Annotated in this window: 19 protein-coding genes; 10 read left to right on the top strand and 9 right to left on the bottom strand. The window is 68.2% G+C overall.

From position 1 onward, the window contains the following. The first annotated feature begins 3 nt into the window (after window positions 1-3). Window positions 4-729 (top strand): SDR family oxidoreductase, encoded by a 726-nt coding sequence (locus AMK34_RS05440; protein ID WP_073843369.1) that lies wholly within the window; start codon window positions 4-6, stop codon window positions 727-729. Window positions 730-882: 153 nt separating this feature from the next. Here AMK34_RS05440 and AMK34_RS05435 read toward each other — a convergent pair whose 3' ends face one another. After that, window positions 883-1,146: an amphi-Trp domain-containing protein gene (locus AMK34_RS05435; RefSeq protein WP_016334492.1), complete on the bottom strand. Its 264-nt coding sequence runs from the start codon at window positions 1,144-1,146 to the stop codon at window positions 883-885. An 82-nt stretch (window positions 1,147-1,228) separates the two neighbouring features. Next, window positions 1,229-1,825, bottom strand: a complete 597-nt coding sequence (locus tag AMK34_RS05430; RefSeq protein ID WP_073843367.1) for a formylglycine-generating enzyme family protein — start codon at window positions 1,823-1,825, stop codon at window positions 1,229-1,231. Window positions 1,826-1,868: 43 nt separating this feature from the next. Between AMK34_RS05430 and AMK34_RS05425 the strand changes: the two genes are divergently transcribed. Continuing rightward, window positions 1,869-2,504, top strand: coding sequence for a GNAT family N-acetyltransferase (locus tag AMK34_RS05425; protein ID WP_073843364.1), 636 nt, complete (start codon window positions 1,869-1,871; stop codon window positions 2,502-2,504). On the opposite strand, the gene AMK34_RS05420 is transcribed toward AMK34_RS05425, so the two are convergent. After that, window positions 2,437-3,582, bottom strand: coding sequence for a Cmx/CmrA family chloramphenicol efflux MFS transporter (locus tag AMK34_RS05420; RefSeq protein ID WP_073843362.1), 1,146 nt, complete (start codon window positions 3,580-3,582; stop codon window positions 2,437-2,439). The two genes, AMK34_RS05425 and AMK34_RS05420, sit on opposite strands and share 68 nt — an antisense overlap. Before the next feature lie 373 nt (window positions 3,583-3,955). On the opposite strand from AMK34_RS05420, the gene AMK34_RS05415 reads away from it, so the two are divergent. Beyond that, on the top strand, window positions 3,956-5,035 hold the full coding sequence (locus AMK34_RS05415) for an NAD(P)H-dependent amine dehydrogenase family protein (RefSeq protein ID WP_073843360.1): 1,080 nt from the start codon (window positions 3,956-3,958) through the stop codon (window positions 5,033-5,035). Continuing rightward, window positions 5,032-5,511, top strand: coding sequence for a carboxymuconolactone decarboxylase family protein (locus tag AMK34_RS05410; RefSeq protein ID WP_038513161.1), 480 nt, complete (start codon window positions 5,032-5,034; stop codon window positions 5,509-5,511). The genes AMK34_RS05415 and AMK34_RS05410 overlap by 4 nt, the downstream gene beginning before the upstream one ends. Before the next feature lie 42 nt (window positions 5,512-5,553). Here AMK34_RS05410 and AMK34_RS05405 read toward each other — a convergent pair whose 3' ends face one another. Then, window positions 5,554-7,095: a GMC oxidoreductase gene (locus AMK34_RS05405; RefSeq protein WP_037338347.1), complete on the bottom strand. Its 1,542-nt coding sequence runs from the start codon at window positions 7,093-7,095 to the stop codon at window positions 5,554-5,556. A 173-nt stretch (window positions 7,096-7,268) separates the two neighbouring features. On the opposite strand from AMK34_RS05405, the gene AMK34_RS05400 reads away from it, so the two are divergent. The 3 genes from AMK34_RS05400 (at window position 7,269) to AMK34_RS05390 (ending at window position 11,528) form a co-directional block, all read left to right on the top strand. After that, a complete protein-coding gene (locus tag AMK34_RS05400; RefSeq protein ID WP_073843358.1) occupies window positions 7,269-7,634 on the top strand; it encodes an RNA-binding S4 domain-containing protein in 366 nt (121 codons plus the stop codon). Window positions 7,635-7,755: 121 nt separating this feature from the next. After that, a complete protein-coding gene (locus tag AMK34_RS05395; RefSeq protein ID WP_241832690.1) occupies window positions 7,756-10,080 on the top strand; it encodes a cellulose binding domain-containing protein in 2,325 nt (774 codons plus the stop codon). After that, a complete protein-coding gene (locus AMK34_RS05390; protein WP_083649745.1) occupies window positions 10,077-11,528 on the top strand; it encodes a cellulose binding domain-containing protein in 1,452 nt (483 codons plus the stop codon). Before AMK34_RS05395 ends, AMK34_RS05390 begins: the two co-directional genes overlap by 4 nt. 44 nt (window positions 11,529-11,572) lie before the next feature. Here AMK34_RS05390 and AMK34_RS05385 read toward each other — a convergent pair whose 3' ends face one another. Beyond that, a complete protein-coding gene (locus tag AMK34_RS05385) occupies window positions 11,573-12,313 on the bottom strand; it encodes a class I SAM-dependent methyltransferase (RefSeq protein WP_073843351.1) in 741 nt (246 codons plus the stop codon). 113 nt (window positions 12,314-12,426) lie between these two features. Between AMK34_RS05385 and AMK34_RS05380 the strand changes: the two genes are divergently transcribed. Further along, window positions 12,427-12,999 (top strand): TetR/AcrR family transcriptional regulator, encoded by a 573-nt coding sequence (locus tag AMK34_RS05380; RefSeq protein WP_073843349.1) that lies wholly within the window; start codon window positions 12,427-12,429, stop codon window positions 12,997-12,999. 166 nt (window positions 13,000-13,165) lie between these two features. Here the strand turns inward: AMK34_RS05380 and AMK34_RS05375 are convergent, their stop codons facing one another. From AMK34_RS05375 to AMK34_RS05360, 4 genes are all read right to left on the bottom strand, one after another. Then, complete coding sequence (locus AMK34_RS05375) at window positions 13,166-13,999, bottom strand: bifunctional 5,10-methylenetetrahydrofolate dehydrogenase/5,10-methenyltetrahydrofolate cyclohydrolase (protein WP_073843347.1); 834 nt, start codon at window positions 13,997-13,999, stop codon at window positions 13,166-13,168. Beyond that, complete coding sequence (locus tag AMK34_RS05370) at window positions 13,996-14,619, bottom strand: cyclodeaminase/cyclohydrolase family protein (RefSeq protein ID WP_073843345.1); 624 nt, start codon at window positions 14,617-14,619, stop codon at window positions 13,996-13,998. The genes AMK34_RS05375 and AMK34_RS05370 overlap by 4 nt, the downstream gene beginning before the upstream one ends. A gap of 121 nt (window positions 14,620-14,740) precedes the next feature. Continuing rightward, a complete protein-coding gene (locus tag AMK34_RS05365) occupies window positions 14,741-15,565 on the bottom strand; it encodes a hypothetical protein (protein WP_038513178.1) in 825 nt (274 codons plus the stop codon). A 79-nt stretch (window positions 15,566-15,644) separates the two neighbouring features. Next, the gene (locus AMK34_RS05360; RefSeq protein WP_143202337.1) at window positions 15,645-16,664 is read right to left on the bottom strand and encodes a hypothetical protein; all 1,020 of its coding nucleotides are present in this window, start codon (window positions 16,662-16,664) and stop codon (window positions 15,645-15,647) included. Window positions 16,665-16,859: 195 nt separating this feature from the next. Here AMK34_RS05360 and AMK34_RS05355 point away from each other — a divergent pair, with 195 nt between their 5' ends. Together AMK34_RS05355 and AMK34_RS05350 are read left to right on the top strand one after the other, a co-directional pair. Then, window positions 16,860-17,279 carry a hypothetical protein gene (locus AMK34_RS05355; protein ID WP_241832689.1) on the top strand — a complete coding sequence of 140 codons (420 nt, stop codon included), beginning with the start codon at window positions 16,860-16,862 and terminating at the stop codon, window positions 17,277-17,279. Window positions 17,280-17,360: 81 nt separating this feature from the next. Beyond that, on the top strand, window positions 17,361-19,724 hold the full coding sequence (locus AMK34_RS05350; protein WP_073843341.1) for an ATP-binding protein: 2,364 nt from the start codon (window positions 17,361-17,363) through the stop codon (window positions 19,722-19,724). Window positions 19,725-19,754: the final 30 nt, after the last annotated feature.

The following is a 19,754-nucleotide window of genomic DNA, read 5'->3' as shown; positions in this document are numbered from 1 at the left end:
GTCATGGCACGCGTAGCGATCGTCACCGGCGGGTCGCGGGGCATCGGCAGGGAATCCGCGGAGCGGCTCGCGTCGGATGGGTTCGCGGTCGTCGTCGTGTACGGCGGCAACAAGGACGAGGCGCAGGCCGCGGTCGACGCGATCACCGGCAGGGGCGGCCAGGCGATCGCGGCCCAGGCCGACGTCGCCGACGAGCAAGCCGTCGCGGCCGTCTTCGACACCGCGGAGAAGGCGTTCGGCGGTGTCGACGTCGTGGTCCACGCGGCGGGAATCATGTATCTCGCGCCGGTGGCAGAACTGGATCTCGACCGGCTGGACCGGTTGCACCGCACCAATATCCGCGGCACCTTCGTGGTCGACCAGCAGGCCGCCCGCCGCGTGCGCGACGGCGGCGCGATCATCAACTTTTCGACTTCGGTGCTCGGTCTCGCCCTGCCGGGATACGCCGCCTATGCCGCCACGAAGGGCGCCGTCGAAGCCGTCACCCTGGTCCTCGCCCGCGAACTGCGCGGCCGCGACATCACCGTGAACGCGGTCGCCCCCGGCCCGACCGCCACGGCACTGTTCCTCGACGGCAAGGACGAGGCGACCATCGCGAGCATGGCGGCGCAGCCCCCGCTCGAACGCCTCGGCACCCCGTCCGACATCGCCGAGGTCGTGTCGTTCCTCGCCGGTCCGGCGCGGTGGGTCAACGGGCAGGTCCTTCGCGCCAACGGCGGCATCGTCTGAGGCCCTCGTGAGCGGTGACGACGGTTGGGCAGGTTGCGAAAGCCACTTTCGCAACGTTGAAGGTTGCGAAAGTGGCTTTCACAACGTCAGCGGAGGTTGCATCGCCGACGCTCGGGGCTCCCTTGGTCCGCAACTTGTCCTTTGTGGACAGATTCAGACGACGGTGCCCTCGGCGTCGTCGTCCGAGTCGGTCTCCTCGATCTTCCACTTCAGCTGGAACTCGACCTCCTCCTCACCGTCACCGCGCTCGTGCTCGATCGAGAACTGCGCACGGGCGGGGACGCGGAAACGTTCCCCGGCGATCTGGATGCGGAACGAGGTCTCGGACTCGAGCGCGTCGGCGAGCCTGCGCAGTTTCGCGACGACGTCAGCGGTGGAGTAGACGCGTTCGACGTCTCGGGGAGCGGTTCCGGTCACGGTTTCCTCCAGAGGTCCGACACCCTGGCCGGGTGTCCTGGCGTCATTCAATCGGGTGATCGACACGTGCGAGAGGCCGGGGTCACAGTGACCGGGCGAGGCGGAAGCCCACGTCGTCGACGCGGAACGTGGGGTGGCTGCGACGCCGCACCGAGGCCCGGCAGCTCCACTGCTCGTCGAACCAGCCCCCGCCCTTCAACACCCTGTACTCGCCGTACACCTCGGCGTCGTAGACGTCCCAGCACCATTCCCAGACATTGCCGAGCATGTCGTGCAGGCCCCACGCGTTGGGCGCCTTCCCACCGACGTCGTGCACGGACTCCGCCGAGTTCTCGCGGTACCAGGCGATCTCGTCGAGCGGTCCGTAACGGGGGCCGGTCGTGCCGGCGCGGCAGGCGTGTTCCCATTCCGCTTCGGTGGGCAGGCGGTAGCCGTTCGCGGACCGGTCCCAGGTCGGCGAATCCAGCTCATAGACGGGAGTCAGACCCTCGCGTTCGGACAGGGCGTTACAGAACAGGAGCGCGTCCTGCCAGGAGACGTCGACGAGGGGAAGCCGTCCGGTCTCCTGGGTGACCGGAACCGGGGCGAGCAGGAACGACGCGACATCGACGGTCCAGTTCCGCTGCGTCCGCCGGTCCGCCAGCGTCGCCCGGCCTGCCGGGACGGTGATCATCTCCATGGTCCGGCCGATGTTACCCAGCCGGACCCGCCATGATGGGCGCGTGCCTCTGCTCATCGAGCCCGCCCTCCCCGCCGGTACCTTCCGCTCGGCCCGGCAGCCGTGTCTGATCGTCGACGACAGGCTGGTGTTGCGGCCCTGGTGCGCTGACGACGCCGAAGACGTCGAAGCCGCCTTCGCCTGCCCCGTCATCCAGCGCTGGCACGTCCGCCGCATCGACGGGGCGGACGAGGCCCGCGAGTGGATCGCGAGCTGGGAACGGCGCTGGACGGACGAGACCGACGCGAGCTGGGCCGTGGTCGACGCGCGCGAAGACCGGCCGGTCGGGCAGGTCGGTCTTCGCGCGATCTCGCTCTTCGAGGCGTCTGCGCAACTGTCCTACTGGGTTCTCCCGGCTGCCCGCGGCGCGGGGATCGCGGGCGACGCGGTGGCGGCGTTGACGCGGTGGGCGTTCGAAACCATCCGGCTGAACCGGCTGTTCCTCCTGCATTCCACCGCGAACGCCGCCTCGTGCCGCGTCGCGGGCAAGGCCGGATACGAACTCGAAGGCACGCTGCGCTCATCGATGTTGCACGTCGACGGGTGGCACGACGTCCACCTGCACGCGCGGCTCAGGAACGGACCGGCGACCTCTTCCGCAGAACGAACGGAAGCGGCACAAGCGCGATCGCCGCGCTGATCCAGATGGCGTAGCGGTAGTCGGCCGTCGACTCCGTGACGAAACCGGCGAGCACCGGCCCGAGGAACGCGCCGACGTTGAGCGCGACCGTCGCGAACGAACCCCCGAGCGTCGGGGCTCCGGGAGTCACGTGCATGACCCGGGCCACGAGCGCGGAACCGCAGCCGAACGACAGTCCACCTTGGACGGTCGCCAGGACGAACAACGCGATCGGGTGCGCGCCGGTGGCCGCGAGAGCGGCCCAGCCCACCGGCAAGGCGCACAACGCGAGCACCAGACCGCGCCGGAGTTCGCCGTCTCCCGTGCGGCCCGCCACCGTGACACCGAAGAACGCGCCGACGCCGAACGCCGCCAGCAGCGCGGAGACCGCTCCGGCCGGAAGATCCGCGACGTCCGTCGCGATGACCGCGAGGAAGGCGAACGTCGCGAAGGTCGCACCATTGACCAACGCGGCCAAGAGCATCGCCTGGCGGACGGGACGTGCTTTCAGTTCGCGTGCTTCGCGCCTGATCGAGACTTCGGGCGGCGTCGCCGCGCCGGTGGGCGCCGAACGGAACACCAGCACCAGTGCGGGAAGGCACAACGCGGCCACCGCCCAGAACGCGGAGCGCCAGCCCGCGAGATCACCGAGCACGGCACCCGCGGGTACTCCGGCCACACACGACAACGTGATGCCCGCCAACAGGAGCGCGGTCGCCCGCGCCTGTTTCCCTTGCGGCGCCAGAGCGACCGCGACCGGCATCGCCACGGCGAGGAATCCGGCGTTGACCACCGCCGCGACGACCCGGGTGCCGAACAGCAGCGGGAAGCTCGTCGTGACCGCGCCGATGACGTGCACGACGACGAAAGCGGCCAGGAACCCGGCCAACGCCCGGCGCCGGGGCCAGCGCGCGCTGAGCACGGCCATCGCGGGAGCGCCGACGATCATTCCGACGGCGTAGGCCGAGGTCAGCGTGGCGGCCGCGCCCACCGGCACGGACAGCTCGCCGGCGATCCCCGGTACGAGACCGGAGGCCATGAATTCAGAGGTGCCTTGCGCGAAAACGGCAAGGCCGAGGACATAGACGAACAGGGGCAACGGACGACTCCCATGGGAAAGTGAGCAGGAGGAGCCGTGCGCTGGACAGGAGGAAACCCGGCCGGGCGCACGGAACAGCGCTCCGGTCACCGGGAGGCGAGAGGACCTAACGGCAGGACAGGAAGACTCGCCGCCGGATGACCGGCGGCGGGGTTCTGTCCGACTCGGGGCTCGTCACGAGAGCGCACACTACACAGACGTCGTGCGACCGGTCCAACGGATATCGCCGGTCAAGGGAAAACGGCGCTCGTTCCGCGTACCGGAACGGTTTCGTTGCCCACTCGAATGAACCCGAGTAATGCGCTTTGACCTGCGGTTTTCGTGATTGTTTCGGTACTGGGAACCGCACTTGGATTCGGTTAACCTCGACTTCATGATTCCCACGGTTGTCTGGGGTACGGGCAACATCGGCCGTGCCTCCATCCGGGCCGTCGACGCGCATCCGGCGCTGGAACTGACCGGAGTGCTCGTGCACGATCCCGCGAAGGTCGGCCGTGACGCGGCCGCGCTCGCGGGGATCGACGGCGAACTGGGTGTGGCGGCGACCGATGACGTCGAAGCGGTCATGGCGGCGGGTCCACGGGCGGTGGTGTACGCGGCATCGGGTGACATCCGGCCTGCCGAAGCGCTGGCCGACATCGTCCGCGCGGTCCGGGCCGGGGCGGTAGTCGTGACGCCCGCGCTCTACGCGCTGTACGACCAGCGCAACGCGCCGGACGAACTGCGTGAGCCTGTGCTCGCGGCGATCGCCGAGGGCGGCGGTTCGCTGTTCGTGTCCGGCGTGGATCCCGGCTGGGGCAACGACATCCTGCCGTTGCTGATCAGCGGGCTCGGCACCACCGTGGACGCGGTCCGCTGCCAGGAGATCTTCGACTACTCCACCTACGACCAGCCGGATTCGGTCCGCTATCTGGTCGGGATGGGGCAGCCGATGGACTATCAGCCGCCGATGCTGGCCCCGTCGGTGCCCACGATGGTGTGGGGTGGGCAGGTCCGGCTCATCGCGCGCGGTCTGGGCGTCGAACTGGACGAGATCCGCGAGACACTCGAGCGCCGCCCGCTCGAGGAAACCGTGACCACACGGGCGATGGGGGAGTTCGAGGCGGGTACGCAGGGCGCCGTCCGATTCGAAGTGCAGGGGATCGTGGACGGCGAACCCCGCATCGTCGTCGAGCACGTCACGCGGATCCATGCCTCGTGCGCGCCGGACTGGCCGATGCCGCCCAGCGGCGACGGCGCGCACAAGGTGATCATCGAAGGCCGTCCCAGGATCGAGGTCTCCGTCGAGGCCACCGACGAGGGCGAGAACCGGTCCGCGGGCGGCAACGCGACCGCGGTCGGGAGGCTGGTCGGCGCCATCGACTGGCTCGTGGACGCGAAACCGGGCCTCTACGACGCACTCGATGTCCCCTTGCGACCGGCCACCGGCAAGCTCGGAAGGAGCGCGCGATGAACATCGACATTCCCGAGGGCAAGGACCCGATCGGTTACGTGTGGGGTGAGATGGTGCCCGGGATCGGCGTCGCGGCGTCGAATCTCTCGCTCGCGGTGTACTCGCACACCACGCTGGGGCTGCGCGAGTTCGAGGCGGCCCGGCTGCGGATCGCGCAGATCAACGGCTGCGTCTTCTGCCTGGACTGGCGGACCGAACGCGACGGGGTGAAGGTCGAGGAGGAGTTCGCCGACGCGGTCACCGAGTGGCGCACCACCGACGCGTTCGACGAGCGGACCCGGCTGGCCGCGGAGTACGCCGAACGCTACGCGCTCGACCACCACGGCATCGACGACGATTTCTGGAAGCGGATGGCCGAGCATTACAGCCAGAAGGAGATCGTCGAACTGAGCATGAGCATCGGTTCTTGGCTCGCCTTCGGACGGCTGAACCACGTTCTGGGGATCGACACCGTCTGCGTTCTTCCGAAGATATAAGAATAGGCCGGGGTGGCGGCCCCGGCCTATTAAGGATCGTCGTCACAGATCGGTGGCGACGATCTTTTCGATGTTCCTTTCCGCCAGCGCGGTAATGGTGACGAACGGGTTCACCGACGTATTACCCGGAATCAACGCGCCGTCGATCACGTAAAGGCCCGGATAGCCGTGGAGCCTGCCGTAATTGTCGGTCGCCTTGCCGAGCACCGCGCCGCCGAGCGGATGGTAGGTGAGGTGGTCACCCCAGATCTTGTACGTGCCGAAGAGGTCGGTCCGGTAGATCGTGCCTTCCTTCGCGTTGATCTTGTCGAAGATCGTCTTCGCCATCTCGATCGACGGCTGTTTCCAGGCGGTCTGCCAGTTCAGGTCGACCTTGTTCGCGCTCGGGTTCCAGGAGAACGTCGCGCGGTTGAGGTTCTTGGTGATCGACAGGTAGAACGAGGCGTAGGTCTCGATACCGGTCGGCAGCGGCGCGACCTCGGCGAACGCCCCGCCCGCCGCCCAGTTGTCGATCCCCGCGGTGGGGATGGACGACTGCAGGGCCCCGGTGGCGTCCCACATGTGGTTCGCCCGGCCGCACATGACGTTTCCGTTGTCGCCCCAGCCTTTTCCGACCTCGTTGTTGAGGTTGGGCAGGGCGCCGGTCGCCTTGAGCTTGACCAGCAGTTTGCTCGTGCCGACGCTGCCCGCCGCGAAGAAGACCTTGTCCGCGGTGACCGACTTCGTCGCCGTCACCGTGCCTCCGGTGTCGAGTTGTTCCATCGTCACGGTGTATCCGCCGCCGGACGCGGGCGTGACCGACGTGACGCGGTGCAGTGCCGAGATCGTCACCCGCCCGGTCGCCTTGATCCGCGGGAGATAGGTCTGCTGCAACGACTTCTTGCCCGCGTTGTTGCCGTAGAGGATCTCCCCGGCCAGCGCGGACCTCGGGACCGTGCCGGCCTGTTCCTTCTTCATGTAGTCCCAGTCGTACACGTCCGGGACGAACAGGAACGGGAAACCCGACCGCTGCGCGTGTTTCCGGCCGACTCGCGCGTACTGGTAGCACTCGGCGGTCTCGAACCAGTCCGGGTCGATGGTGGCCACACCGAGACCCGCGTTGGCGCGCGGGTAGTAGACGCCGTACATCTCGTCCGCGTTGACCGTCGGTAGAACCGACCCGAAGTTCTCGCGCTTCGGCGTGACGGCCATCCCGCCGTTGACCAGTGAGCCGCCGCCGACACCTCGGCCCTGGTAGACGGTGATGCCGCTGAACTCTTCGGCGTCGAGGATCCCGGTGTGGCGCGGGACGTCCTTGTCGAGCGGGAAGCCGAGGAAGTTGCTCAACGGCTGCTTGGTCCTCGTCCGCAGCCAGAAGGAGCGATAGTCGGGCTTGGTGGTGTTGGCGAAGATCTTGCCGTCCGTGCCCGGGGTGTCCCATGCCATGCCGAGTTCGACGAGGTGGACGTCGACGCCGGCTTCGGCGAGCCGGAGCGCGGCGACACAGCCGCCGTATCCGGAGCCGATGACGAGCGCCGGGATTCGGGCGGCGTCGGCGATCGAACTTTTCGCGGAAGCCGTCCCACCGAGGGCTGCGGCCCCCAAGATAGAACCAGTTCCAGCAATAAAGAGGCGACGTGATAACTGTCCGGAAGCGCTTCTCCACATGGTTTCGTCGCTCACGTGATCTTCCTCACCGTTGAGGGATTTAGAACAAGTTATACCTGCGTCTATACCGAGTGGCAATAAAGTCGGCCGATAGGCCACTATGTACTGCTGTGGAGTCCACTCGAGTTGATCGTTGGCTGTGGGCCGTCCGGCTGACCAAGACGCGTCCGGACGCCGCAGCGGCCTGCCGTGGCGGCCATGTCCGCGTGAACGGCAAACCGGCCAAACCCGCGACCACCGTCGTGGCGGGGGACGAGGTCCGTGCGCGGGTTCACGACACGACGCGGATCTTGGAAGTCACGCGGGTGATCCAGAAGCGGGTCGGTGCCGCCGACGCGGCGACCTGTTTCATCGACCGGACGCCGGCGCCGCCGCCCGAGGCCGCCGTGCCGGTCGCGCGGCGGGAGCGGGGCGCGGGGCGTCCGACCAAACGGGAACGCCGGGTTCTCGACCGCTTCCGCTCAGGAGAGCACTGACCGTTCACATACGTGGACGTGATTCACATCCGTTGACGGACGCCAGGGACGTGAACTATAAAGACGGGGTCCGGGTGTACACGCCGCAACACCTTCCGTCAGTCCGTCACGGAGGTTTCGGGTGTCCCGAAAAAGTCCTCTTCGTCGTGCCGTCCTACCGGCGGTCGCCGCCGTGGTCGCCACCGTCGCGCTCCTGCAAGTACCGCCCCCGGCGGCGGACGCGGCGCCGGGACCAGGCGCGCTGACCGGCCTTGACCTCGGCGCGGCCAATCGCCGCGCGCCGGTCGCCGGCCTCTACGACTGGTCCAAAGCCGGGTATCGCGGTGGTGCCGCGCTCCCTGGCGCCGGTGAAATGAATCCGAACGCCGCCTGCCAGGTCACCGCGGCCGAGCTGGCGAGCCAGTACAACGTCGAACCGGACGACGGCGCCGACGACACGAACGGGATCCAGGCTGCGATCGACGGGATCAAGAGCGCGTGCTCGCCGTCCGGGAGCTACACGAAGCTGAGCACGATCACCTTCCCGGCCGGCCGGTTCGACGTCACGCACGAGATCCACGTCGACGCCGACTACCTGATCCTGCGCGGCGCGGGCAAGGACGCCACGAAGTTCGTCTACAAGCCGGACGCGAACACCCTGTACGACGCCCTCACCCCGGACGGTTCCGACTGGGACGAGGACGGGATGACCTCGGGCGCGGGCAAGGGCGGCTGGTTGTGGCCCGGCCGCGGGCTGTTCCGCGTCCAGTCGAGGGGAGTGCACACGTCCTACGCGAGCGACTACGCCGCCGCGCCCGCGAACCGCAAGGACATCTTCGAGGGCACGATCAACGTCCATTGGAAGGCCGGGGTGAAGCTGCGGGGCAAGCCGGGTGACACCGCGTTCGCCGCGAGGACGGGGGACAAGGTCGTCCACCTGGCGAGCAGCGGTGCCCTGACCTCGCTCGCCGCCGGGAACCTGGTCAACATCCGGGCGGCCAACTCGCAGAAGTTCTACGAGCAGCAGCAGGCGACACCGACCACGTTCCCGTTGCTGAACATGCACATGCGCCAGCAGATCTTCACGATCGCCGCGCTCGACACCACGGCACGCACCATCACCCTCGACAAACCGCTCGAGTACGACGTCCCGGTGAACTCCACTTCGGACGGTTCGGCTCCGATCGACGGTGCCACCTACGATTCGAAGGCGGCGCCACTGGTCGACCCGGTGCTCGGTGTCGGGTTCGAGAATCTCGGGTTCACCCAGGACATGCCGGGCCTGAACCCCGCGGACGCGAACAACAACTACGGCAACATGGCGCCCGCCGCGGAGATGCACGGGATCGTGTTCAAGTGGGCGGCGAACTCCTGGGTCCGCGGTATCCGCGCGGACATGACCGGCTCGCACCCGATCGTCACCGAGGAGGCGAAGAACCTCCAGATCGTCGACAACGAACTCAACGGATCGTGGAACAAGGGCAAGGGCGGCAACGGGTACTTCCGCGGCTCCCGCGTCTGGGATTCGCTCTACGCGGGCAACACCTCAACCCTGCTGCGGCATTTCACCTTCCAATGGTCCGCCGCGGGCAACGTGGTGATCGGCAACTCGTTCGACTCCGACCTGAACCTCCACGGCGGCTGGGAACGCAACAACCTCTTCGAACTCAACACGGTCAAGGTCCCGTACGCGCACCGGTCCGGGAACTGCCGTGCCAACTGCGGCGAGGAGGGCGGCGGCGGACCCGACGACTCGAACTGGTTCCCGATCTGGTGGGGCGCGGGCAAAAAGGCCGTCAAGTGGTCGGGTGCCTCCGGCTACCGCAACGTGTTCTTCAACAACGCCATGACCAAACAGCTCGCGGACAACGGCCCGTATAACGACTTCTACGCCGACCGTCACCGCGTTTACTCCTTCGGTTGGGACGGCACCGCCTACAAACACCTCGACGTCGGCGGGACCCCGATCGCCGACTGGGCGAAGAACGAGCAGCGGGACTACACCGGTGGGCACGGTGTCGACGCGTCTAAGACCGATGCCGCGTCGTCGCTGTTCCTGAAGGCCGTCGACGGGACGCCGCCGTCTTCCCCGACCAGCCAGAGCCCCACCACGACCACCCCCACTTCCACTACGACGACACAGAACCCCGCTGCCTGCCTGAACGCGACCTTCACCCGAAAGTCGGTGTGGGACAGCGGCTACGGCGCCGGCTTCACGATCAGCAACACGTGTTCGGCCTCCGTGGGTTCGTGGGCGGTCGAGTTCGACCTGCCCGCCGGGACGACGATCACGAGTTCCTGGAGTTCGGTGCTGACCAAGAGCGGGCAGCACTATCGATTCGGGAACGCCACGTACAACGGGAGCGTCCAACCCGGCGGCACGGCGACGTTCGGTTTCAACACCGCCGGCCAGGGGCTGCCGTTCGCCTGCTCGATCGCCGGAACGAAATGCGGAGGCACGGAATGACGAGGAAACGACTGCTCGCCGCGATCGCGGCCACGGCGTCGGCGGCGGGACTGTTCGGCGCCGTCGTCACGGCGGAAGCCGCAGCCCCGAGCCTGACCGCGACGTTCGCCCAAAGCTCGGCCTGGGACAGCGGATACGGCGGGAAGTACACGCTGACCAACGCCGGGGACGCGAACAGTACACAGTGGACGATCGAGTTCGATCTGCCCGAGGGCACCGCGATCACCACGTCGTGGAGCTCGGTGCTCACCAGGAGCGGGCAGCATTACAAGGTGACCAACGCCGCCTTCAACGGCACGATCAAACCCGGCGCCATGGCGTCCTTCGGATTCAACACCACCGGGCTGGGCCTGCCGACCGGATGCACGGTCAACGGCAGCCCGTGCGGGGGAGGAGCGCCGACCACGACCACCACCCCGCCGTCCCCGACCAGCACAAGCACTTCGCCGACGACCACCACCAGCGTGCCGTCCGGGGACGTCGTCGACGTCGGCACCGCGGCGGAACTGCAGGCCGCGTTGGCCGCGGCGATCCCGGGCCGGACCATCCGGCTGGCCGCGGGAACGTATCGGGGTTCGTTCGTCGCGACGAAACCCGGCACGGCGGACGCGCCGATCACGGTGACCGGACCGTCGACGGCGATCCTGATCAACGACGGCCCGTCCGGTGAGGCACCGTCCTGCCCGGCCCCGACGGCGGGCTGGGATTCCGGGTACGGGTTCTGGCTGTACGGCGCGCCGTACTGGCACCTCCAGGGCTTCACCGTGCAGGAAGCCAAGAAGGGGATCGTGGCCGACAACTCGCACCACACGGTGATCGAAGGGCTGCGGGTCCACCGGATCGACGAGGAGGCCGTGCACTTCCGCCGTTCCTCGGCCGACAGCGTCATCCGTGACTCGACGATCAGCCACACCGGGCTCGTGCAGGCCGGTTACGGCGAGGGCGTCTACCTCGGCTCGGCGAACTCGAACTGGGCCTGCCACGGGAACTCCGGCGGGGTCGACCGCAGTGACCGGATCCAGGTGCTCAACAACCACATCGGACCGTACGTGGCGGCGGAGGGCATCGACGTCAAGGAGGGCACCGAAGGCGGCGTGATCCGCGGCAACACCTTCGACGGTCAAGGGATTTCCGGGCAGAACTCGGCCGATTCCTGGATCGACGTCAAGGGATTCGGATACGTCATCGAGGGGAACACCGGCACCTTCGCCTCGCCGGGAACCTTCGCGAACGGCTACGAGACGCACAATCCCGCCACCACCCCGTCGTTCCCGAACGGCTGCGGGAACGTCTGGCGGGACAACAAGTCCGATCTCGGCGGCGTCGGCCAGTACGCCATCAAGATCACGTCGACGTCGAAATGCTCGGAACGGCCGAACGTGGTCTACGCGTCCAACACCGTGTCCAGGGCGGTGAACGGGCTGACCAACGTCCCCGTCACGCCTTGACGGACGCCGGTGACGGGAGCGGCGCGGCTCCCGTCACCGGCGGGTCAGTCCCGGACCGCGGTGATCGCGACGGTGGCGTAGCGCGTGGTGAACCGGCCGCCCATCCTGTCGATCGCCGCCCCGACTTCAGCGAGGATCTCTTGTCGCACTGTGGATTCGACCCAGGTCAGCGAGCCGAACGTCGGAAGCTGGTCCAGCCATTCGTCACGGGTGTAGACCCGGTCCCAGTCGTAGCGGCTTCGTTCCGGCTCGCCGAATCCGCCCGCTTCGCGCAGGCCGTCGGCGACCTTCACGATGAGTGGCCCGTACGGGTCAGAGGGCTGTTTCGGCACGCTCTTGAGATCGATCGGGGCGTCCGGCACGAGCCGCCGGTAAGCGTCCGCCAAGGCGTCCGCGACCTCTTCCGGCGGTTCGGGTACGTGCCAGAACGCGGCGAAGAGTCCTCCGGGCCGTAGGACTTCGGCGGCCTTGGCGGCGCCGGCCACGGGGTCGACCCAATGCCAGGCCTGTCCCGAGACGAGCAGGTCGAACCGGCGTCCGGCGGGCTCCCAATCCTCGAACTTCGCGACTTCGACGTCGATTCCGCTCTGCCGGGCGAACTCGGCCATTCGCTCGTCCGGCTCGACGCCCAGCACGTGACAGCCCGCCGCGTGGAACTGGCGGGCTTCGATGCCGGTGCCGACGCCGACGTCGAGGGTCTCGCGGCCGGGAGCGGCGGCGATGAGGTGTTCGACGAGTTCCGGGGGATAGGAGGGGCGGGTCCGGTCGTAGCGTTCGACGTCCACGCCGAAGGATTCCGCGGCCTGTCGATGACGATGAGGCTCTTGCCCCGAAGGTAGAGTGGGCATGCGCCCACCTTAAGTGGGCACGTGCCCACTCGTCAACGCAAGGGAGCCGTATGCCGACAGGAGTGGCTTTGCGTGCCGTCCGCGCGCAGTTGTTCGACGCCGCCGAACGGGTCCTGCTGCGGGACGGGCCGAGCGGGCTCACCAGCCGTGCGGTGACCACGGAGGCGGACTGCGCGAAAGGCGTGCTGCACCGGCATTTCGACGATTTCGACGGCTTTCTCGCCGAGTTCGTGCTGGACCGGATCGAGAAACTCGACGAGAAGGGACTGCGGGAGGCCGTCGGCACCGGGACGGTCGTGGACAACCTCACCACGGCGCTCACGGCGGTGTTCGAGTCGGTCGCCGTCGCGATCGTCCCGCTCGTGATCTTCCGTGACGAGCTTCGTGCCCGGTTACGCCGCGAATGGCCTGCCGGGGTTCCGGTGCTGACCCAGGCCGCCGTCATGATCGGCGGCTACCTCAAGGCGGAGCGGGATCTGGGCCGGGTCGCCGAGGGCGCCGACGTCGAGACTTTGGCCGCAACGCTCATCGGTGCCACGCATCTGCTGTACGCGGACCGCACCGCGCCCGCGCCGGAGACCGCCCAGGTGCGGAAGGTGGTGGAGACGGTGATCGGGACCTGACGACGTTCGCCCGGCGGTGCCGGAGGCGTGACTCGCGTGATCAGACTCCGCACTCACGTGATTGAAGGCGGAACTCGCGTGATCAGAGCCGGAACTCATGAGTTCCGGCTTCAATCACGCGAGATCCGCCTCTGCTCACGCGAGTGCGGAGTTCGATCTCGGTGGATCAGGACTGCGCGGCGGTGACGGTGTGCCGCAGCAGCAGCGACGTCGTGACGGGGCCGACGCCACCGGGGACCGGCGTGATCGAACCCGCGATCTCCTCGACCGCGGCCTGGTCGACATCGCCGACGAGCCCGCCTTCGGGAGTCGGGTTCGTGCCGACGTCGATCACCACGGCACCGGGTTTGACGTGGTCCGCGCCGAGGAAGTGCGCGCGGCCGACGGCCACGACTAGGACGTCCGCGGCCTTGGTGACCGCCGCGAGATCCTTGGTGCGGGAGTGGCAGATGGTCACGGTCGCGTGCTCGCCGAGCAGCAGCAGCGCGGCGGGCTTGCCGACGATGGTCGAGCGGCCCACGACGGCGACCTGGGCGCCGGACAGGGCGACCTGCTCGCGCTTCAGGATCTCCAGGACCGCGGCCGCGGTGGCGGGAGCGTAGGTCGGGAGGCCGGCGGTGAGGCGGCCGAGGCTGACCGGGTTGGCGCCGTCGACGTCCTTGCGCGGGTCGATATGCGCGCCGACGTCGTCGAGCGTCACGCCTTCGGGCAGCGGGGTCTGGCAGATGATGCCGTGGACCGACGGGTCCGCGGACAGCTTGTCGAGCTCGCGGGTGACGTCCGCGCCGGTCGGCTTCTCGAGCTGGACCACGCGGCAGTCGACGCCGACCTTCTTGGCGGCGCGCTCGATCGAGCGCACGTACCAGGCGGTGGCGTCGTCGTCGGTCGGCACGAGCACGGCCAGCGTCGGGGCGGTGCCCGATTCTCGAAGCTTGGCGGCGGTCTCGGTGACCTCGGCGGTGATGGCGGCGGCGATCGCGCGCCCGTCGATCAGGGTCATCGGGCGAGCCTTTCGCGAACCTGGGCGATCAGGGCGTCGGCGCGCCCGGCCGCGGGGGTGTACTCGGTGAGGCGGGCCTCGGTCTCCTTGCGGAGCTGCCCGTCCGACATGGACGCGAGGTTGACCTCGACGTTGACCACTCCCGATTCGAGCGCGGACTTCGCGGACGAGGCCGCGACCGCGATGTCGGAGATGACGTTGGTGTTGGCGCCTTCGAGGATCGAGGCGGCGACGTCGATGACCTCGGCGGCGAGGGCGGCCGTGCGCAGCGGCACCTCGGCGGCGCCGACCAGCGCGGCCTGGATCGCGGCCGTGCGGGCCTGCTTCTCCTCGTCGGTGGCCTTGGGGAGCTTGTACGCGGCGACCACGGCGTCGAACGCGGCGGCGTCGTCGGCGGCGAGGCCGAGAGCGCGTGCACGGAGGTCTTCGGCCTTGGCTAGCGCCTCGGTCATGGTGGCCTCGTGCTCGGCGTACTTCGGCTTGCCGATGGTCAGGTTGCACACCATGGAGACCAGGGCGGCACCGACGGCGGCGTTCATCGCGGCACCCGCGCCACCACCGGGCGTCGAGGCCTTCGATGCCAGCTCGTCGAGCCACTGACCGACCGGTTGAGCCTCCACGCGATGTTCCCTTCCCGCTGGTTTTGCCGTCGCGCCGAAGCCTACCTGGGCGTTCCCGGACAGCCCGAAGGCCACCTTCGCGACGATCTACGTCGGTGAAGGTGGCCTTCGGTGAGGGTGTTCAGGAACGCAGGTACTCCTCCCAAGTGAGCTTCGGCGACACGGCGGGGCCGTCGTCGGCACCGCGACCGGCGAGGCCGTTGTAGCCGAGGTAGTAGTCACCGGCCTGGTGCTGCGCGCCGGACGACAGGTCCGGATCGGACAGCGCGATGGCGTGGATGTGGTAGGCGAAGCCCTGGGCCGGGGTCCGGACCCAAGCCGCGAAACCGACCTGACGCAGCTTCCGCGCGACGTCGGTCCGAGTGGTCGAGGACATGCCCTCGACGCCGATGTCGAGCGCGCCGCCACCGTCGTGCGTCCCGGCCGAAGCACCGACGCCACCGGGGTTGTACGAGCCCTGCGTGATGGTGAGCTGCCTGCCGAGCAGACCCTCGGCCTTCACCAGCATCGCCTTGGTCCGGGTGTTCATCGTCTTGCCGTGGTAGGTCAGGCGGCTACCCGCCGAGACCACCGCGGTGACGGTGTAACGGTTCTCGCCCAGCTTCTCGAGCGACGTCTTTCCCGGCAGGCCGGAGGCGTCGATCCCGGTGTAGCCCAGCGACTTCTGGTAGCTGGAGTACGCCGTGATCGTCGACGTGCCGAAGTGGCCGTCGACGTATTGCTGGTCGAGCAGTCCCTTGGCGGCCAGTGCCTGCTCCACCAGCAGCACGCTGTCCTTGGCGCCGGGGGTCAGCGCGCTGTCCGCGCGGCGCGGGTCGATCTGCGCGGCCTTGAGCACCGCTTCCATGCTGGCGGTCGGCAACGCGGTCACTTCGGCGCCGGCCGGTGCGGCCACGCCGAAGGAGAGCGCGGTCGCTGTCGCGAGCACGGCTACCTTGGTCAACAATTCCTGCCTCCTGAACGGGTCCGGTTGGTCCGGGAAGCATGGGCAGCGGGAATACAAGGGCCGTACAAACGGATCTTCTTCAGGTTTGGTCGCGGCCGGTGACGAACAAGGTCACCGCCTCGGACAAAGTCCAGCAAGCGGCGTCATCGGGGTGTTTGGCGGCTTCTCGCTCAAGCGGGCGCAGCCGGTCTTTCGTGCGGACCGATTTGACCGTTTCGGCGCTTTCGATCGCTTGGATGCCGACGGACAGCGCCTGGTCGCCGTCTCCGCCGAGAACGTGTGCCGTGGCCAGCATGGCCAGGCACAGGGAACGGCTGCGCGCCATTTCCGGACCGTATCCGCGTACGGCGTCGGTGAGCGCGGCGATCGCCTGTCCGACATGGCGGCCACCCCTGCGCAAAGCCAGGTCGGTGTGTACCGAGCCCGCCATCGCGGAAACGTCGACCTCCGTGAAGAACCTCGCCCAGTCGGGTGGCTCGGCGTCACCCTTCTCGGCGAATTCCTCGCCTGCTTGGCCCATCAGCCCGACGGCGAGGTTCGCGTCGCCTTTCTTGGCGTAGGCCCAGCCTTGGTTCGCGCTCAGGATGCTCGCGGCCAGCTTCGAACCGGCCCGCTTCGCGGCGAGCCTGCCCAGTTCGAATTGTGCGAGGGCTTCGTCTATCACTCCGTAATGCAGATCGATCCGGCCTCGCCGGTAATGGATGTTCGCGATCAATTCGGCGTTTTCGCCATCGGCGGCGAGCCTCAGCGCGACATCGAGATGATGCTGCGCGGCGCCGACGTGACCGCTGTCGAAACACGTCCATCCGGCGAGGTTGTGGAGATCCGCGACCGCGGAGAAAAGCCTGGCCCGCAACGGTTCGGAGATCGGCATCGCGAGCATCCGATGGCCGCGGCGGATCCGGACCACGACCGCGTCGCGGCACATCCCACCCCCGCATTGGTAGTCGACGGCACGAAGCGCTTTCGTCTGTGTTTCCAGCGCCTCGACATCATGGTCCCGCACCCGGTCAGGAATGAGGTGGTGGCGAGAGGCGGCTTCAGGATCTGTCATGGTCATTAACCCCTGACGTAACCCCAGCGCGATTTCGTGGCTCAAAGCGTAGCTCGGAGGGAGCGCCGCCGCGACTGTCTCACCTCGAAACTCAAAGTGCGCTCAGGTAAGAAGACAGGTAGTTGTACGGGTGTCGCCCAGGCGGAACGAGAGCAACCTGGTAGGACTTCCAGTGGATGCCGAAAGGTCGAGACCCACATGGTGCTAAGTGCTACACCGCCCTCGCGAGCCCGTCTCCGGTTGGTCTCCTCGGAGGATGCGCGTACGACACCCCGGGCGGGCGGTCGTCTGGATCGGTACGGCGAGCTCGCCGACCGCCGGCTGGCCGCGATCCTCGCCGCCGAGGACGTGGCGGAGGAGCACGGGTTGAGCGCACACGCGCGCACGACCTGTTACGTGCACCGCTGCTGGGTGCACCAGTGCATCTCCGATCCGTTGCACGTACTGGTCGTCACCGGGCATCGCTGGTGCCGGCGCTGCGACCGCACGGTCGACGTCGAGATCGACGAGACCTTTCCGGGATCGGTCGAACTCTCTTGCGACGGCTGTGGTGTCCCACCGGACACGGTCGCGAACCGCGAGGTGCTCTTCGCTTGCCGGACCAGCCTCGTGGCCATGCACGGAGGCGACGTGTCGACGCTCTATGTGGTGCCGGACTAACTGAATCCGGATTGGGCTGACCGAGGGAACGGGCCACCGGCCTCGTTGACCGCCGGTCGCGGGCGTCCGTACGGTTCTGGGGTGGGCACCGCGGCCGCAGCAGACCGGCCGGGCAGCCTCCCCGCCGGGACCACGAGTTTCGTAGGTCGGAAAAGGGACGTCGCCGAGGTCAAAAGACTGCTGTCCAAGGCGAGGTTGGTGACCTTGACCGGGGTCGGCGGCGTCGGCAAGACGACGCTGGCCTTGCATACCGCCGCCGAACTGCGCCGGGCCTTCCCCGACGGTGTCTGGTTCGTCGAACTCGCGGATCTGTCCGACCCTGCTTTGCTGGCTCACACGGTGCTGGAGGCGCTCGGCGTCCGCGACGACACGGGCCGTGACCAGGCGGACGTGCTCGCGGATCACTTGAAGGAGCGCCGGATTTTGGTGATCCTGGACAACTGCGAACACCTGATAGGGGTCTGTGCGGCGTCGGCGGATCGGCTGCTGAGGGTGTCGCCGGGACTCCGCTTCCTCGTCACCAGCAGGGAACGGCTCGGGATCCCGGGAGAGCATCTCTGGCAGGTCGCGCCGCTACCGCTGCCCGCGCCCCGGATCCCGCTGCGATCGGGGGCCTGGCGTGACTATCCGGCGATGGCGTTGTTCGCCGAACGGGCGGCCGCGGTCGAGCCGGGATTCGTCGTCACCGACGAAAACCAGGCTTTGATCGCGAACGTGTGCCGGATGCTCGCGGGGATACCGTTGGCGATCGAGCTGGCCGCGGTCCGGGTCCGGGCGCTGTCGCTCGACGAGCTGGCGAACCGCCTGGCGGACAACTTCCACTTGCTCGCCAAGGGGGAACGCGGCGGACTGCCCAGGCATCAGACGCTGCTGGCGGCCGTGGAATGGAGCCACGACCTGTGCGGTGCCGCCGAGCGGGTCCTCTGGGCGCGCGCATCGGTCTTCGGAGGCGGGTTCAGCCTGTCCGCGGCCGAATCCGTCTGCGCCGGGGAAGGGCTGTCCGCTCGGTCGGTGCTCGGGCACCTGGCCGGGCTGGTGGACAAGTCGGTCCTGCTCTTCGAACGCGACGGCGACCGGACGAGATACCGGCTGCTGGAGCCGCTTCGCCAGTTCGGCAGGGCGAAGCTGCACGGCATGGGTGACGAGGACGCGGTCCTGCGCCGCCATCGGGACTACTACCTCGCGCAGGCCGAGCGGAGCGAGCGGGACTGGTTCGGGCCGAAGCAGGCGGAGATCTGCGCGCGGACCAAACTGGAGCACGCGAACCTGCGCGCAGCGCTCGACTATTGCCTCGCCACGCCGTCCGAAGGCAGGACCGGGTTGAAGCTCGCGGGCACGCTGTGGTTCTACTGGGCGGGCTGCGGTGTGCTGGGGGAGGGGAGACACTGGCTCGATCACGCGCTCGAAGCCGTCCGCGAAGGCGGCAAAGACCGCTTGAAAGCCCTGTGGGTCAACGGATACGTGTCAACGCTGCAGGGTGACGTCGCGCGCGCGGTGACTCTGTTGGGGGAGTGCCGCACCGAAGCGGGCAGGGTCGGGGACGAGGCGGCGCTCGCCTACGCGATCCACCGCCTGGGTTGCAACGCGCTGGTCGGCGACGACGTCGGCTACGCGAAGGACCTGTTCCAGGACGCCCGGATCCGCTATCGACGGCTGGGCGAGCTGAACGGCAACGTGATGCTGGCCGGAATCGAGATGGCGATCGCGTCGATATTCCTCGGCGAGTTGGACGAGGCCGCGGAGCTGTGCGAAGAGGCGCGGGCGATCGGCGCCGCGCATGGCGAGGAATGGGCCTATGCCTATGCGATCTACGTGCTGGCGCTCGTGGCGCTGAACCGGGGCGAATTCGAGCCGGCGATCGGTTACGCGCGCAACTGCCTGAGGATCAAGCGCACCTTCAACGACCTGCTCGGTATGGTGTTGTCGATCGAGGTGCTCGCGTGGATCGAGTCGTCGCTGCGGCAGTGGGCGCGTGCGGCGACCCTGCTCGGCTGCGCCGGGCGGATCTGGCAATCGGTCGGCTACCCGATGTTCGGCTCGAAGTATTTCGGTGCCCCGCACGGTGACTGTGAGGCGCGGACCCGTGAGGCGCTCGGTGACAGCCGGTACGCGGTCCTGGCGCGGTACGGGAGCGAGTTCACCTTGGAAGAGGCCGTCGCCTTCGCGCTCGACGAAGCCGAGGGCACGGAGAGCGGTCCCGTCGCCGAGGTCGAGACCGTGCTCACCGACCGAGAGCACGAGGTCGCGCTCTTGATCACCGACGGCTTGTCCAACCGGGAGATCGCCGATCGGCTGGTGATCTCCCGCCGCACCGCCGAGGGGCACGTCCAGCGAATCCTGCGGAAGCTGGACTTCGATTCCCGTGCGCAGATCGCGGCCTGGGTGACCCGAACGGCGGTGCGAGGCGAGCGGAACGGCGGTACCCGGAGGGACCGTCCGGAGTAGTCAGTGGTTTGGACCACCAGTGTTACCGAA

Origin of the sequence: Amycolatopsis sp. CB00013 (genome assembly GCF_001905755.1) — a bacterium.
GTDB classification, from domain to species: domain Bacteria; phylum Actinomycetota; class Actinomycetes; order Mycobacteriales; family Pseudonocardiaceae; genus Amycolatopsis; species Amycolatopsis japonica.
This window is presented reverse-complemented; position numbering and strand designations above follow the sequence as displayed.